At 67.1% G+C, this 15,540-nt stretch carries 16 protein-coding genes; 5 read left to right on the forward strand and 11 right to left on the reverse strand.

What is annotated here, in order from left to right; all coding sequences use genetic code 11:
- Window positions 1–75: 75 nt before the first annotated feature.
- The 4 genes from cysQ to ACO07K_RS14290 are packed head-to-tail and all read left to right on the forward strand — an operon-like array spanning window position 76 to window position 4,769.
- On the forward strand, window positions 76–873 hold the full coding sequence (gene cysQ / locus ACO07K_RS14275; RefSeq protein WP_422036593.1) for a 3'(2'),5'-bisphosphate nucleotidase CysQ: 798 nt from the start codon (window positions 76–78) through the stop codon (window positions 871–873).
- On the forward strand, window positions 870–1,847 hold the full coding sequence (locus ACO07K_RS14280) for an L-threonylcarbamoyladenylate synthase (protein WP_422036594.1): 978 nt from the start codon (window positions 870–872) through the stop codon (window positions 1,845–1,847). Before cysQ ends, ACO07K_RS14280 begins: the two co-directional genes overlap by 4 nt.
- Before the next feature lie 23 nt (window positions 1,848–1,870).
- The gene (locus ACO07K_RS14285) at window positions 1,871–3,340 is read left to right on the forward strand and encodes an FAD-binding oxidoreductase (RefSeq protein WP_422036595.1); all 1,470 of its coding nucleotides are present in this window, start codon (window positions 1,871–1,873) and stop codon (window positions 3,338–3,340) included.
- Window positions 3,333–4,769, forward strand: coding sequence for an FAD-binding oxidoreductase (locus tag ACO07K_RS14290; protein WP_422036596.1), 1,437 nt, complete (start codon window positions 3,333–3,335; stop codon window positions 4,767–4,769). The genes ACO07K_RS14285 and ACO07K_RS14290 overlap by 8 nt, the downstream gene beginning before the upstream one ends.
- Window positions 4,770–4,890: 121 nt before the next feature.
- Here ACO07K_RS14290 and ACO07K_RS14295 read toward each other — a convergent pair whose 3' ends face one another.
- The 6 genes from ACO07K_RS14295 to ACO07K_RS14320 all read right to left on the reverse strand — a co-directional run bounded on the left by ACO07K_RS14295 (window position 4,891) and on the right by ACO07K_RS14320 (window position 10,431).
- The gene (locus tag ACO07K_RS14295; RefSeq protein ID WP_422036597.1) at window positions 4,891–5,187 is read right to left on the reverse strand and encodes a hypothetical protein; all 297 of its coding nucleotides are present in this window, start codon (window positions 5,185–5,187) and stop codon (window positions 4,891–4,893) included.
- The gene (locus tag ACO07K_RS14300) at window positions 5,184–6,050 is read right to left on the reverse strand and encodes an isocitrate lyase/PEP mutase family protein (RefSeq protein WP_422036598.1); all 867 of its coding nucleotides are present in this window, start codon (window positions 6,048–6,050) and stop codon (window positions 5,184–5,186) included. Before ACO07K_RS14300 ends, ACO07K_RS14295 begins: the two co-directional genes overlap by 4 nt.
- A gap of 112 nt (window positions 6,051–6,162) precedes the next feature.
- Complete coding sequence (locus tag ACO07K_RS14305; RefSeq protein WP_422036599.1) at window positions 6,163–6,714, reverse strand: glycine zipper domain-containing protein; 552 nt, start codon at window positions 6,712–6,714, stop codon at window positions 6,163–6,165.
- Complete coding sequence (locus ACO07K_RS14310; RefSeq protein ID WP_422036600.1) at window positions 6,711–8,606, reverse strand: serine/threonine protein kinase; 1,896 nt, start codon at window positions 8,604–8,606, stop codon at window positions 6,711–6,713. Before ACO07K_RS14310 ends, ACO07K_RS14305 begins: the two co-directional genes overlap by 4 nt.
- 15 nt (window positions 8,607–8,621) lie before the next feature.
- Complete coding sequence (locus ACO07K_RS14315) at window positions 8,622–9,506, reverse strand: FHA domain-containing protein (protein ID WP_422036601.1); 885 nt, start codon at window positions 9,504–9,506, stop codon at window positions 8,622–8,624.
- Between the two features lie 154 nt (window positions 9,507–9,660).
- Window positions 9,661–10,431, reverse strand: coding sequence for an enoyl-CoA hydratase/isomerase family protein (locus ACO07K_RS14320; protein ID WP_422036602.1), 771 nt, complete (start codon window positions 10,429–10,431; stop codon window positions 9,661–9,663).
- A 73-nt stretch (window positions 10,432–10,504) separates the two neighbouring features.
- Here ACO07K_RS14320 and ACO07K_RS14325 point away from each other — a divergent pair, with 73 nt between their 5' ends.
- Complete coding sequence (locus ACO07K_RS14325; protein ID WP_422036603.1) at window positions 10,505–12,295, forward strand: acyl-CoA dehydrogenase; 1,791 nt, start codon at window positions 10,505–10,507, stop codon at window positions 12,293–12,295.
- Between the two features lie 9 nt (window positions 12,296–12,304).
- Here the strand turns inward: ACO07K_RS14325 and ACO07K_RS14330 are convergent, their stop codons facing one another.
- From ACO07K_RS14330 to rpsM, 5 genes are all read right to left on the reverse strand, one after another.
- A complete protein-coding gene (locus ACO07K_RS14330; RefSeq protein WP_422036604.1) occupies window positions 12,305–12,769 on the reverse strand; it encodes a GNAT family N-acetyltransferase in 465 nt (154 codons plus the stop codon).
- 341 nt (window positions 12,770–13,110) lie between these two features.
- Window positions 13,111–13,533, reverse strand: a complete 423-nt coding sequence (gene rplQ, locus ACO07K_RS14335) for a 50S ribosomal protein L17 (protein WP_298314116.1) — start codon at window positions 13,531–13,533, stop codon at window positions 13,111–13,113.
- A 21-nt stretch (window positions 13,534–13,554) separates the two neighbouring features.
- On the reverse strand, window positions 13,555–14,625 hold the full coding sequence (locus ACO07K_RS14340; RefSeq protein ID WP_298314114.1) for a DNA-directed RNA polymerase subunit alpha: 1,071 nt from the start codon (window positions 14,623–14,625) through the stop codon (window positions 13,555–13,557).
- A gap of 44 nt (window positions 14,626–14,669) precedes the next feature.
- Window positions 14,670–15,074 carry a 30S ribosomal protein S11 gene (rpsK, locus tag ACO07K_RS14345; protein WP_216961746.1) on the reverse strand — a complete coding sequence of 135 codons (405 nt, stop codon included), beginning with the start codon at window positions 15,072–15,074 and terminating at the stop codon, window positions 14,670–14,672.
- 15 nt (window positions 15,075–15,089) lie between these two features.
- The gene (gene rpsM, locus ACO07K_RS14350; RefSeq protein ID WP_298314110.1) at window positions 15,090–15,467 is read right to left on the reverse strand and encodes a 30S ribosomal protein S13; all 378 of its coding nucleotides are present in this window, start codon (window positions 15,465–15,467) and stop codon (window positions 15,090–15,092) included.
- Between the last annotated feature and the right edge of the window lie 73 nt (window positions 15,468–15,540).

Consider the following 15,540-nt stretch of genomic DNA (forward strand, 5'->3'; position numbering starts at 1 on the left):
AACACTGTTCCAATATTCTTGCCGGCGTGAAGTTTGCTGTCAAGGCGAAGCCCCCGCCGTCTATAAGGACCGTCCATGACCCATGCCCTGCCTCCCCTCGACACCCTCCGCGAATCCTGCACGACCATCGCTCAGGACGCCGCGTCCGAAATCATGCGGATCTATGCCGGCGACCACGGTGTGCGTGACAAGGACGACAAGAGCCCCGTCACCGATGCCGACCATGCGGCCGAAGCGGTCATCCTGGCCGGCCTGCGCAAGCTCACGCCGGGCATCGTGATCATCGCTGAGGAGGAAATGGCGGCGGGCCGCATCCCGTCGCTCGACGATGGACGGCCGTTCTGGCTGGTCGACCCGCTCGACGGCACCAAGGAATTCATCAAGAGGAACGGCGAGTTCACGGTGAACATCGCTCTGGTCGAGGGCGGCCGCCCGACCCTCGGTATCGTCCTGGCCCCTGCCACCGAGACGCTATGGCGTGGAGCAAAGGGGCTGGGCGCCGACAAGCGCGAGGGCAAGGGCGCCTTCAAGCCGATGCAAACCCGCACGCCCCCGGCCGAAGGGCTGACCGCTTGCGCCAGCCGCAGCCACGGCACCTACAACGACCTCGACATCTGGTTCCGCAACAACAACCTCACCGTGGCCGACCGCGTGCAGGCGGGCTCCTCGTTGAAGTTCTGCCTGATCGCCGAAGGCAAGGCCGACATCTATCCGCGTTTCGGACCGACCATGGAGTGGGACACAGCCGCGGCCCAGGGCGTGCTCGAGGCCGCCGGCGGAGAAGTCGTCACCGTGGACGGCAAGCCCCTGCTCTACGGCAAGCCGCGATTCGCCAACCCGCACTTCATCGCCCGCAGCCTGGCGGCGCGATGAGCCTGGTCGAGGCGACGGCGCAGTCCATCGCCAAGGCCGCAGCAACGCTGCGCGACGGCGGTCTCGTCGCCTTCCCGACTGAGACCGTCTACGGCCTGGGCGGTGACGCCACCAACGAGCGCGCCGTGGCCGCCATCTTCGAGGCCAAGGGGCGGCCGCAGTTCAATCCGCTGATCAGCCACGTCCTTGACGCGGCGGCGGCCCGCGCGTTCGTGCGCTGGAACGACACCGCGGAGAAACTCGCGGCCGCGTTCTGGCCGGGTCCGCTCACCCTGGTCCTGCCGCGCGCCGAGGGCTCGTCCATCGCGCTTCTGGCGACCGCCGGACTCGACACGGTGGCCATCCGCGCGCCCTCGCACCCGATTGCCCAGGCCCTGATGCGGGCCACCGGCCGGCCGATCGCTGCCCCCTCCGCCAACCGCAGCGGCGAGGTCAGCCCCACCCGCCCCGAACATGTGGCGCAGTCGCTGGGTGCGCGCGCGCCGATGATCCTGGATGGCGGCGCCTGTCTCGTCGGCGTTGAATCCACTGTCCTGGATCTCTCGAGCGAGACCCCCATCCTGCTGCGTCCCGGCGGCGCGACCCGCGAGGCGATCGAAGCCGTGATCGGCCCCATCGCGCTCAGCGACGCCATCCCGACCGGGGACGCCGCCCGAAAGTCACCCGGCCAGCTCCACAGCCACTACGCACCGTCGCGTCCGGTCCGGCTGGAGGCGACTTCGGTATCGCCCGACGAGGGCCTGCTCGCGTTCGGCAGCGCCGTGCCTGACGGCGCCATGCTCACGATGAACCTCAGCACGTCCGGCGATGTCGGCGAAGCTGCCGCCAACCTGTTCGCCATGATGCGGTCGCTCGATCGTCCCGGCATCGGCCGCATCGCCGTGATGCCCATTCCGCATGCCGGCCTCGGCCTCGCGATCAACGACCGGCTCCGCCGTGCCGCCGCGGATGACGACTCCAACAGGCAGCGCTAGTCTGCCGTCAAAGAGAGGAAACGATGCCCGATACCGCGATCATCCCGACTATCCCGACGGCCCCCGTCACGCCTGCGATCCTCGAAAGCCTGCGCGCCATCGTGGGCGACAAGGGCCTGATCGTCGACGACCAGGGGAAGCAGCCCTTCGTCACCGACTGGCGCGGCTCCATCGTGGGCAACGCGGCCGTCGTGGTGCGGCCGGCCAACGTCGAGGAAGTCTCGAAGGTCGTGAAGCTCTGCCACGACAACGGCATCGCCATCGTGCCCCAGGCCGGCAATACCGGCCTGATGGGCGGCGCGACGCCCTGGCCGTCGCACACCGGCATCGTCCTGTCTGTCGGCCGCATGAACAAGGTGCTGAACGTCGATCCGGTCGGCTACTCGATGACGGTCGAGGCCGGCTGCGTGCTGCAGACGCTGCAGGAGACGGCGGCCAGCCATGACCGCTTCTTCCCGCTGTTCCTGGGCGCCCAGGGCTCGTGCATGATCGGCGGCAATCTCTCGACCAACGCCGGCGGCGTGCAGGTGCTGCGTTACGGCAATGCGCGCAACCTCGTCATGGGCCTCGAAGTGGTGCTGCCCAACGGCGACATCTGGAACGGCCTGCGCGCGCTCAAGAAGGACAATACCGGCTACGACCTCAAGCACCTGTTCATGGGCGCCGAAGGCACGCTGGGCATCATCACCAAGGCCGTGCTGAAGCTGTGGCCCGCCTCCAAGGACGTGGCGACCGCCTGGCTCGCCATCCGCGATCCGCAGGCCGCCATCGAGATCCTGTCCGAGGCGCACGGCGCCTCGGAGGACAATGTCGGCTCGTGCGAGCTGATGAGCCGGACCTGCACCGACATGGTCCTGCGCAACATCCCCGGCACGCAGGATCCGCTGAAGGCCGACACGCAGTGGTTCCTGCTGCTGGAGTGGACCTCGGCACGTCCCAAGGCCGAGGGCGCCGAGGGCATGTCCGAGAAGATGGAGCAGTTCCTGGCCGACCAGATGGAGGCCGGCCGGGTGCTCGACGCCGTGATCGCCCAGAGCGAGGCGCAGGCGCGCAACATGTGGGTGATCCGCGAATCGGTCGCCCCTGCCTCGCGCGCCGAGGGACCGGGCCTCAGCTACGACATCTCGGTCTCGATCTCCAAGGTGCCGGAGTTCATCGAACGCGGTCTCAAGGCCGCCCTCGACATCCTGCCCAGCATCCGCCCCTACCCGCTCGGCCATATCGGCGACGGCAACATCCACTTCTCCTTCATGGGACCCAAGGGGATGGACCGGCCGACGCTCAGCCAGTACTCGCCCGCCATCACCCGCGCGGTGAACGACCTGGTCACGAGCCTCGACGGGTCGATCTCGGCCGAGCACGGCATCGGCATCGACAAGCTCGACGAGCTTGCGCACTACCGCAGCCGGATCGAACTCGACACGATGCGCACCATCAAGCGCGCGCTCGACCCGAAGAACATCATGAACCCCGGTAAGGTGCTGCGTGTCTGAGACCGACTTCGTCGAGAAACTGCGCGCCATCGTCGGCGACAAGGGTCTGATCACCGACGAACAGGGCAAGCATCCCTACGTCACCGACTGGCGCGAGAGCTTCGTGGGCCATGCGCTGGCCGTGGCGCGACCGGCCAACACGCAGGAAGTCGCGGACGTCGTGAGGCTCTGCGCGGCGGAGAAGGTCTCCGTGGTGCCGCAGGGGGGCAATACCGGCCTCGTGGGCGGCGGCATCCCGCAGGAGAAGGGCCGCGAGATCGTGCTGTCGCTCAACCGCATGACCCGCATCCTCGACATCGACCTGATCGGCTATACGATGACGGTCGAGGCGGGCGTGATCCTGAAGACCATCCAGGAGACGGCGGCGGCGAACGACCGGCTGTTTCCGCTTTCGCTGGCTGCCGAAGGCAGCTGCTCGATCGGCGGCAACCTCTCGACCAACGCCGGCGGGGTGCAGGTCCTGCACTACGGCAACGCCCGCCAGCTCGTGCTCGGCCTCGAGGTCGTGACGCCCCAGGGGGAGATCTGGAACGGGCTTCGCGCCCTCAAGAAGGACAATACCGGCTACGATCTGCGCGATCTCTATCTCGGCTCTGAAGGCACGCTGGGCATCATCACGCGCGCGGTGCTGAAGCTCTGGCCCAAGCCCAAGGACGTCGCCACCGCCTGGGTCGCCGTCCCCTCGCCCGAGGCCGCCGTCGCCCTGCTGAGCGGCGCGCATGCCGCGTCGGAAGACAATGTCACCTCCTGCGAGCTGATGGGCCGCCAGGGCATCGACCTCGTGCTGCAGCACATTCCCGGCGCGGCCGATCCCCTGGCCGAGCGCCACGACTGGTACGTGCTCCTCGAATGGTCTTCCACGCGCGCCCGGCGCGACGGGGAGAACCAGGGCGGCCTGCGCGAGAAGATGGAAGCCTATCTCGGCGAAGCCATGGAACAGGGCCTCGTCCTCGACGCCACCATCGCCCAGAACGAGACCCAGGCCCGCGCGCTGTGGGGCCTGCGCGAGAACCACACGGAAGCCTCCAAGAAAGAAGGTCCGTCCGTGAAGCACGATATTTGCGTCGCGGTGAGCCGCATCCCCTCCTTCGTCACCGAAGGCCTGGCGGCAATGAGGACGGCGCTACCCGAGGGCCGGCCGGTGACCTTCGGCCACGTCGGCGACGGCAACCTGCACTTCAACTGCCAGGCGCCGGAAGGCTGGGACAAGGCCCGCTTCACACCGCGCGCCCGGGCGGTGACGGCCGCGATCTACGATCTGGTCGTGAGCTACGGCGGATCGATCTCGGCCGAGCACGGCATCGGCCTGCTCAAGGTCGACGAGCTGGCCCATTATCGCAGCCAGATCGAGATCGACACGATGCGCACGATCAAGCGCGCCCTCGATCCGCAGAACCTGATGAACCCGGGAAAGATCGTCCGGGTTTAGGCACTGTCGTCCTGAGCGGAGCGAAGGACCTCACACAGCGGCCAAAGGGTTGCGTTGCGGACGGGAGATCCTTCGCTGCGCTCAGGATGACAAGAATTGAACACGGACGCGCTTTGTCGCCCTACGGCGGCGGCGTGCGGTCGTTGGTTCGGTCGACGATCTCGTACTGGACGTCGGTCACCTTGCCGTCGTGGTGACGGGCCGGCGGGGCGGGCTCGATATCCCGGCGAAAGAAACCCAGGATCCAGCGTTTCGCCTTGAAGGCCAGCAGCAGCACCAGCCCGACGGCCGCCACACCTGCGATCACGGCGAAGCCCAGCACCGCCAGCACCACGAAGCCGATCAGCCCCAGGATCGCCTGGATCCACACGCGGGCCGGCAGGCGCGACAGAAGCTCGAGGAACTGCTTGCCGTTCATGTCGCCCAGCGCTTCTCGAAGTCCCAGACCTCGGGAAACCCCATCAGCCCGTGGATGTCCTCGTACTGCGGCAGCGGATCGCCGACGCTGGTGCCGCTGTCCTTGAGATGCGCGAACGACCGCCTCATCGCCTCGGCGGCGACGCTCAGACCAAGCACCGGATAAATCGCGAGATCGAAGCCCCACTTCTTCAGCCGGTCGACCTCGGCGCGCGGCGTCTTGCCGAACTCGACCATGTTGGCGAGCAGCGGCTTGCTCACTTCCTTGCCGATGCGCTCCAGCTCGGCTTCGCTCTCCGGCGACTCGACGAAGATGATGTCGGCGCCGGCCTCCGCGTAGAGGCTGGCGCGGCGCAGCGCCTCATCGAGCCCCAGCGCCGTGCGCGCATCCGTGCGCGCCACGATCAGCGTCTCGGCGTGGCGACGCGCGTCCGCCGCGACCCTGATCTTGAGCGCCATGTCCTCGGCCGGCACCACGCGCCGCCCCGGCGTATGGCCGCATTTTTTCGGCATTTCCTGGTCTTCGATCTGGATCGCGGCGACGCCGGCCGCCTCGTAGCCCCGGATCGTACGCTGGACGTTCAGCAGCCCGCCATAGCCCGTGTCGGCGTCGGCGATGAGCGGCGTCTCGACCACCGAGCAGATCATCTCGACTCGGCCGAGCATGTCGGAATAGGTCGCAAGGCCCGCGTCGGGCAGGCCCAGCATCGAGGCCGTGGCGCCATAGCCCGTCATGTAGAGAGCGGGAAAGCCCATGCGGTCCGCGACGCGCGCGGAAATGCCGTCGTAGACGCCGGGCGCCAGGATGAACTCGCCCCGCGCCAAAAGCTCCCGCAGTTTCGCTGCCTGTGGATTGCCTGCCATGTCTCTCTCCTCGCTCAGGAAAATGACCGAGTTGTGTCGATCCGGCCAGCCTTCCCAAACGAAAACGGCCGGCGGTCAGGAACCGTCGGCCGTTCACGAAAATGTCGGTGGATCAGACGGAGACGGGCTTGAGTTCCTGCGACCCCGCCGACTTGCAGAAAGTCGTGGTCTCGGTCGTGGTCTGGCCGTTCTTGGTGGCCGTCAGCTCGATCGGCCGGCAGGTGCTGCCGTCGGCGCGGCTGGTCGCCGGCGCGACCGGCTTGGCGCTCACGACGGTCGGCGGCGCCGTCGGCGCGGCCGACGAGGAGGTCTTGGTCGGCTCGACCGTGTAGGTGGTCGGCACGTTGTTCTCGGCGACGAACGCATACTGCGTGGCCTCGGCCAGACGGCGACGCTCCTGATCGTCGAGGGCGCGACCGACGAGATTGCCGGCCAGTCCGCCCACCAGCGCACCGCCGACTGCACCGCCGACGGACCCGAAGGCCAGACCGCCGACGACACCGCCCAGCGCCGCGCCCATGACGGTACCGGTCGTCTGGTTGTTCGGCTGACCGCGATCGTCCGTGCAGGCGGCCACGAGCCCGAGGGCTGCGACCACGCCTACGATCCGGACGACGATCTTCCTGCCGGAGAAGAAGGCCGTGTCAGCAGTCACTGCAGTCATCTGGTGCATCTCCTTTTGTATTCAGGAACGTTCACTCTACTCCAGAGATATTGCTTGCTGCCACGAGCATCGTCCTCCGCATCCGCATAGGAGCGCGGAGCATCGCACGAGGCCAGCAGCAGGCCGGTCCGGACCAGGACGAGCGCGAGATCGTCGCGATCCGAGTCCGGGATGTCGGCGAGCGGATCCTTGGAGTTTCGTTTGGTGATCAGGCAGCGATACAGCGGCGTGCCATCGGTCAGCCGATCGGTCTGCCGGCAGCGCAGATTGCGCGGCTGGGCAGCCAGCGAATCGGCGGCAAGCTTGTGAAGCGCCGGATCGTCGACACTGTCGACCCCTTGCAACCGGATCTCGCCCGTGCGGTCCTTGAGGCCGATCATCATCAGCGTCTTGCCGAAATGGTCGAAGTTGCCGGCGACGAACTCGATGGCCTTGCGCGCGTCCTCGATCGCCTTTTGCCGTGCCGCCGCTTCCTCGGCGGCCTTGCGCTGGGCTTCGTCTTCGGCGCGCTTCTTGTCGGCCATCTCCGCCTCGACCTTGCGGCGCGTGTCGTCCTCGAACTGCCGTCGGGCCGCTTCGGCCCGGGCCTCGAGATCGGCCTTCGCCTTTGCATCCTGCTCGGCCTTCGCTCTGGCCTCCTGATCGGCCTTCGCTTTCGCCTCCTGTTGGGCCTTCTCGGCGCGCAGCCGGTCGGCTTCCTCCGCCGCCGTGCGTCGCGCCTCCTCGGCCGCTTCGGCCGCAGCGCGCGCCTTCACCATTTCCGGGTCGGGACCGCGCGTGGCCATCGCATAGTAGCCGCCGCCCCCGCCCGCCAGCAGCACGACCGCCGCGATACCAGCCCACAGGCCGACGCGTGACTTCGGTGCTGGAGGAGACGCCGGAGTCGTCGATGCCGTCGTGGTCGCAGGTCCCAGAACCGACTTTCGCCCGGCCGGCACTTCCTCGGCCTTGCCCATCACCATCGTGGCGTTCGCCTCGGGCGACGCCGTCATGCCGAGAATGGGACGCCAGCCGGCGATCGATTGCGGCCGGTCGCGGGCGACCACCGTGAGGCCGGCGTCGATGCCGGCGAGCAGGCCGGACGGAAAGCCCGCCGGCGCCAGCCTGCCGAGCGGCTCGTAGGCGTCGTCCAGCATGCGATCGAAGGCGTTGGGCGGCGCCTTGCCGGCGATGGCATGATAGAGCGTGGCGGCGAGGCCGTAGATGTCGGTCCACGGCCCCTGCTTGGCCGACGTCATCTGTTCGGCCGCGGCATAGCCCGGCGTGAATATCGCCGTCATTGCCGCCGTCCGGCCGACCATCGCCGCGCGCGAGGCGCCGAAATCGATCAAGGTGGGATTGCCGGCCGCATCGAGCAGAATGTTCGCGGGCTTGATGTCGCGATGCAGGAAGCCCGCGGCATGCACCTGCTCGAGCCCGTCGAGCAGCGGCCACAGGATGCGGTCGACTTCCTCGGGCTTCAGCCTGCCGCCGCTGTTGATGCGCTCCTCGAGCGTCACGCCGCTCAGGAGCTCCATGACGATGTAAGCCGTGCCGTTGGCTTCGAGGAAGTCGAAGACCTGCACGATCGCCGGCACGCGATGGAGGCTGGCGAGCGTCCGGCCCTCGGTGACGAAGCGGTCGCGCCCCCAGCCAAAATCGTCGGCCATCTTGGTCGTGCGCGGCAGCACCGTGGACCCGTCCTGACGCACCGCCAGCGCCGACGGCAGATATTCCTTGATCGCGACCTCGCGGCCGAGTTGCACGTCGCGGGCGCGATAGGTGATTCCAAACCCGCCCTGCCCCAGCACGGATACGATCTCGTACCGGCCGATCAGTTGCCCCGCCTTCAGCGAGACATAGTCGACCTCGGGCGGCGGCGTGGCGCCGGATAGGGTCGTGGGCTCGTTCATGGGCGGAGCACGCCGCTAGGTGTGATGAACGACCAGCTCGACATCGCCGAGCCGCAACTTCGATCCCGCCTGCAGGACGGTCGGCGCGCCCGCCTTGACGACGGTGCCATTGACCGCCGTGCCATTGGTCGAGCCGAGATCCTCGACCTGCAGCGCCTCGCCAGCGAGGCTCAGCCTCGCATGCCGGCGCGACACGGTCGGGTGCGGCACGACGAGCTCGCACTGGTCGGCGGCGCGGCCAATGCACATGCCTTGCGACTGGCCGACCAGCTTCTCCATCGACACTTCGAACGAGTGCTTGCGGCCGGCCGAGTCCGGGCCTTCAAAACGCAAGGTGATCTGCGGCACCATCCGCGTCGTCGTGCCGGGAGCGATGAGCTTCGCCGGCCGTACATGGAATACCTGCACCGAGCGACTGACGTTCTTCAGCTGATGCTCGCCGCCGTCGTGAAAGGCGTACTCGGTGCGCAGCTCGACGAGATCGCGGACGGCGCGCGAGACGGCGATGCCGCCAGGTTCGGCGAGCGTCTGGATGCGCGCCGCCAGGTTCACGCCGTCGCCGAAGATGTTCTGGTCCTCGTCGTCGATGATGACTTCGCCGAGATGGACGCCGACGCGGAACAGCATGCGCTGCTCGTCGCTGAGCGCTTCGTTGAAGTGCGCCATCCGTTCCTGGATGTCGATCGCGGCCGCGACCGCCGATACGGCCGAGCCGAACTCCGCCAGCATGGCATCCCCCGCCGTACCGACCAGCCGGCCGCGTCCGGCATCGATGGCCGGACGCCAGACTTCGATCTGGGCAGACTTGAGGTGACGGAACGTTCGCGTCTCGGCGCCCTCCATCATCCGGGTGAACCCGGCGAGGTCGGCATGGACGATGGCGGCTAGGCGGCGTTGCATGGTCTCATCGGTTCGGCGGCCTCATCGCGATCTGCCGCCCGGCGGAAAGATACCCTGCCAGGCGACCGTCGGCACGGCCAGATACTGCCGGCATCCTGCATTGAATCGCGGCAATCTTGGGACAACCGGCGCGATCATGTGCCGGCGTCGGCTTTCAGCGCCCCTTGAAGGTCGGAGTGCGCCGCTCGCCCAGTGCCGTCAACCCTTCCTTGAGATCCTCGGAGTTCGCGCAGGCCCGCTGGGTCTGGCGGATCGAGGGCATGTCGGGCGCCGCCTGGGCGAACTGCTCGATGGCCCGCTTCATGCCCGACATCGACAGCGGCGCGAGGCCGGCCAGACGCGCGGCCTTCTCGGCGACCTTGTCCTTGAACTCCGCGCGCTCGACCAGCCAGTCGAGATAGCCGACCGCCAGAAGCTCGGTGTCGTGGAAATCCTCCGACAGCAGGAAGGCACGCTTGGCAAAGCTCGGGCTCACCTTCTGCGTGTAGCGGCGCAGCCCGCTCGGATAGTAGTGGAGACCGAAACGCGCCGCCGGCATGAAGAAGCGCATGCCCTTGACGCCGAGGCGGAAGTCGCAGGCCAGCGCCAGGTCGGTGGCGCCGCCATACACGCCGCCGTTCAGCGCACACAGGGTCGGCATGCGCATCGCCTCGATGCGATCCATGACGACTTCGAAGGTGTTGTCGCCGCCCTCGTCCTTGCGCTCCCCGGCCGGGATCGAGCCGAGGTCGTATCCGGAGCAGAAGGTCTTGTCGCCGGCGCCCGTGATCACCGTGACGCGGACGGCGGAATCGGCATCGGCCGTCTCGACCGCTTCGCGCAGCAGCTTCAACCCCGCAGGATCGAGCCGATTGTGCTTGGCGGGATCGTTCAGCGTGATGGTGGCGATGGGGCCGTCGATCGACAGCAGGACTGTGTTTGTCATGTGGCCACCAAAATAGCCGAGCCGGTCGCCAAAAGCGACCGAGCGCGGCATATTGCGGCCCGGAGGAATTCACATGACTTACACTGCCCCTCTCGCCGACATGCGTTTCGCCCTGCGCGAAGTGGCCGGCCTTTCAGGCGTCGCCGCCCTGCCCGGCTACGAGCATGCAACGGACGACACGATCGACGCGGTGCTCGAGGAAGCCGGGAAGCTGGCCGGCAACGGCCTCGCCCCGCTCAACCGCGAGGGCGACAAGGTCGGCGCCAGGCTCGAGAACGGCGTGGTGCGGACCGCGCCGGGCTTCGCAGCCATCTACAAGGAATTCGTCGAAGGCGGTTGGAACTCCCTTCCCTTCGATCCGGAATTCGGCGGCCAGGGCATGCCGTGGCTTCTGGCGACCGCCGTACAGGAGATGTGGCAGGCCGCCAACATGGGCTTCGGCCTGGTGCTGCTGCTGAACCAGGGCGCGATCGACGCCATCCACCATCACGGGTCGGAAGAGCAGAAGGCGGCCTATCTGCCCAAGATGATCTCCGGCGAATGGACCGGCACCATGAACCTCACGGAGCCCCAGGCCGGCTCCGACCTCGGCCAGCTCAAGAGCCGGGCGGTCAAGAGCGGTGACCATTATCTCGTGAGCGGCCAGAAGATCTACATCACCTATGGCGAGCACGACATGGCCGAGAACATCGTCCACCTCGTGCTGGCCCGCACGCCCGACGCGCCCGCGGGTGTCCGTGGCATCTCGCTGTTCATCGTGCCGAAGTACCTGCCCGACGCGGATGGCAAGCCGGGCAAGCGCAACGACCTGCGCTGCGTGTCGCTGGAGCACAAGCTCGGCATCCATGCGAGCCCGACCTGCGTGATGTCGTTCGGCGACGACGGCGGTGCGGTCGGCTACCTGGTCGGCGAGGAAGGCCGCGGCCTCTCCTACATGTTCACCATGATGAACAATGCCCGCCTGTCCGTGGGCATCCAGGGTCTCGCCATCGCCGAGCGCGCCTATCAGCAGGCGGCCGCCTTCGCGCGCACCCGCGTCCAGTCGAAGGACGACGGCAGCGCCGCCCCCGCTTCCGTATCGATCGTCCATCATGCCGATGTCCGCCGCATGCTGATGAGCATGCGCGCCCAGATCGAGGCCATGCGGGCGCTGGGCTACTACACCGCCGCCGGCATCGACGGCGCGCTGAAGCAGCCCGACAAGGCGGCCAGCCGCAAGATCCAGGACCGGGTCGATCTGCTGATCCCGATCGTGAAGGCCTGGTTCACCGACCTCGGCAACGAGATCGCCTCCACGGGCGTGCAGATCCACGGCGGCATGGGCTTCATCGAGGACACCGGCGCAGCGCAGCACCTGCGCGACGCCCGCATCCTGCCGATCTACGAAGGAACGAACGGCATCCAGGCGCGCGACCTGGTGGGCCGCAAGGTCGCCAAGGACGGCGGGGAGACCATGCTGGCGCTGGTCGCCGAGATGCGCGCCACGGCCGAAGAGATGAAGGCCGCTCCCGGCGACGATATCGAGGCGATCCGCACCGGCCTCGAGGCCGCGGCGGATGCCCTGCAGGACGCGACCCGGTGGGTCGCGCAGTCGGTCAAGACCGAGCTGGTGAGCGCGCTGGCGGGATCGGTGCCCTTCCTGCGCCTCGCCGGCACGGCGCTGGGCGGCTGGCTCCTCGCCCGCAGCGCCCTCGTGGCTCAGACGCGGCTCGGGCAACGCGACGGCGATCCCGCCTTCCTCGAGGCCAAGCTGGTCACGGCGCGCTTTTATGCCGAGGTGATCCTGCCCCCGGCCCTGGCCCAGCTCGGCCCGCTCAAGGCGGCGGGACGGACGGTGTTCGTCCTGTCGGAAGAGCAGTTCTAGGGAAGGCCGCTACAGCCTCTTCACCATGTGGACGCGCGTGTGCGCGTCCCTGCCATGGTCCGGCGGCCCGCGATGGACGATCTCGAAGCCATGGCTGCCGTAGAGCTTGACGAGGTGATGCATCATCTCGGCCGTGACGAGCGACACGGTGCGGTCACCCCGCTCGCAAGCGACTTCGTCGAGCCTTTGCAACAGCCAGCGTCCCAGGCCTGTACCCTGCTGCGCCGGATCGACGGCCAGCCGGTCGAGAAAGAGTTCTGCTTTCCGCCGCTCGGTGGCGGCGACGCCGACGATCCGTCCGTCCTTCTCCGCCAAAAACACGTCGCCGCGCTCGATGGAAGCGGGGAGCCACTTATAGTAGTCGGCTGGAATCTCGCGCCCGAGCCTGTGCATATACGGCGTGAACGCGGCGCGCAGGACGCGGTCGGCGTCGGCGCATTCGGCTGATTGGGCGGCCCTGAAGATGAAGCTCATGCCGCAGCTTAGAGCCTTTCCGGACGAGATAGAATCGAGCCGAGCATCTCAACACTGACCTCACCCTGAGGAGCGAACGCAGTGAGCGTCTCGAAGGGTGGGCACGCGCACCCCATCGCTTGCCCATCCTTCGAGACGCCGTGCTGTGCACGGCTCCTCAGGATGAGGGGGTGGGTGAATGTAAAACGGAAAGACTTTAGTCTTCCGCTGGGGGCGCGCCACTCCGTGGCGCGTCTACTTCTCCCATGACCTTGACGCGCCACGGAGTGGCGCGCGCCCAGCAATAAAAAACGCCCGCTCTCTCGAGCGGGCGTTCTCAATTCGGTGAGACGAAAGGGGCCTTACGCCGCTTCCTGCTGCTCTGCCTGGTCGGCCGACGGGCCGCTATCCTGGCCCTTGGCCGAGGTGTCGCGCTCGACGAACTCGATCACGGCCATTTCGGCGGCATCGCCGAAGCGGTAGCCGGCCTTCAGCACGCGGAGGTAGCCGCCGTTGCGCGTGGAGTAGCGCGGGCCAAGCGTGGTGAAGAGCTTGTCGGCGATGTAGGGATCGCGCAGGAAGCCGATCGCCTGACGACGCGCATGCAGGCCGCCGCGCTTGCCGAGGGTCACCAGCTTCTCGACGATCGGACGCAGGTCCTTCGCCTTGTGCAGCGTGGTCGTGATCTGCTCGTGCTTGATGAGAGCACCCGCGAGATTCATGAACATCGCCTTGCGATGCTCAGCCGTGCGGTGGAACTTCCGGCCGCGATTATTGTGACGCATGACTTCTTTCCTTCTGCCGGCCTAGTACGGCTCTTCCAGCCGCTTGGCCATTTCCTCAATGTTGTCCGGCGGCCAGCCGGGAATTTCCATTCCCAGATGGAGGCCCATGCCGGCCAGCACTTCCTTGATCTCGTTCAGCGACTTGCGGCCGAAGTTCGGCGTACGCAGCATCTCTGCCTCGGTCTTCTGAACCAGATCGCCGATGTAGATGATGTTGTCGTTCTTCAGGCAGTTCGCGGAGCGGACCGACAGTTCGAGCTCGTCGACCTTGCGCAGCAGGTTGCGGTTGAACGGGAAGTCGTCCTGCTGCTCTTCCCTGCGGACCTCGCGCGGCTCCTCGAAATTGATGAAGAGCTGCAGCTGGTCCTGCAGGATGCGCGCGGCGAGCGCCACGGCGTCCGCCGGCATCGTCGTGCCATTGGTCTCGACCGTCATCGACAGACGATCATAGTCGGTAACCTGACCGACGCGGCTGTTCTCGATCTTGTAGGAAACGCGCTTGACCGGGCTGAACACCGAATCGATCGGGATCAGGCCGATCGGCGCGTCCTCCGGACGGTTCGCCGACGCCGGGACATAGCCCTTGCCCGTCGCGACCATGAGTTCCATCGAGATCGAGGCCCCGTCGTCGAGCGTGCAGATCAGATGCTTGGCGTCCATGATCTGAACGTCGCCCGGCAGCTCGATCATGCCGGCGGTGACCTCGCCGGGACCGACGGCGCGCAGATAGAGACGCTGCGGGCGGTCGCCCTGCATCTTCACGGCCATCGCCTTGATGTTCAGGACGATGTCCACAACATCCTCGCGGACGCCGGGAATCGACGAGAATTCATGCAGCACGTTGTCGATCTTGATCGACGTGACGGCCGCACCCTGGAGAGACGACAACAGGACGCGCCGCAGCGCATTGCCGAGCGTGAGACCGAAGCCGCGCTCGAGCGGCTCGGCGACGATGGTCGCGGTGCGACCCGGATCGACGCCGGCTTCGGTGACAAGCTTCTCCGGCTTGATCAGGTCCTGCCAGTTCTTCTGAAGCACGTGGGCTACCCCTCTAGACCGGTTCGAGCGAGCCCCTTGGGACTCGCCATACATTCCCCTTGAGCGGGCGGCGCCATGGGCGCCGCCTCCACTCGAAATCAGACGCGGCGACGCTTCGGCGGCCGGCAGCCATTGTGCGGGATCGGCGTCACGTCGCGAATCGACGTCACGGCCAGGCCCACCGCCTGAAGCGCGCGCAGCGCCGACTCACGCCCCGAGCCGGGACCGCGCACCAGGATCTCGATCGTGCGCATGCCATGCTCCATCGCCTTGCGACCGGCACCTTCGGCGGCCATCTGCGCGGCGAACGGGGTCGACTTGCGCGATCCCTTGAAGCCCTGCTGGCCCGACGACGACCAGGCAATGGCGTTGCCCTGGGCGTCGGTGATGGTGACGATCGTATTGTTGAACGAGGCGTTCACGTGGGCGACGCCGGCGATGATGTTCTTGCGTTCCTTGCGACGGGGACGCGCGGCGCCGGTGGCGGCTGCAGCTTTGGCCATGACCGAGATCCCTTCTTACTTCGTCACTTTTTTCTTGCCGGCGATCGGCTTGGCCGGGCCCTTGCGGGTCCGCGCATTGGTATGCGTGCGCTGGCCATGGACCGGCAGTCCGCGACGGTGACGCAGGCCGCGATAGCAGGCGAGGTCCATCAGACGCTTGATGTTCATCGCCACTTCGCGCCGCAGGTCGCCCTCGACCGTGTAGTCCCGGTCGATGGCCTCGCGAATGCGGATGACCTCGTCGTCGCTCAGCGTATTCACGCGGCGCGACTCGTCGATCCCAACTTTTCCACAGATCTCCTTGGCTTTCGCCGCACCGATCCCATGGATGTACTGAAGCCCGATCACGACACGCTTGGCGGTCGGAATGTTCACACCGGCTATACGAGCCAAAGTCCCAACTCCTTCAAAGACTTATGGCGCGCTCGCGCGCGCCCGTCACATGTTCCGCTGGCCCCGGAAAAGC

Source organism: Reyranella sp. (genome assembly GCF_965228225.1).
In the GTDB taxonomy this organism is placed as follows: domain Bacteria; phylum Pseudomonadota; class Alphaproteobacteria; order Reyranellales; family Reyranellaceae; genus Reyranella.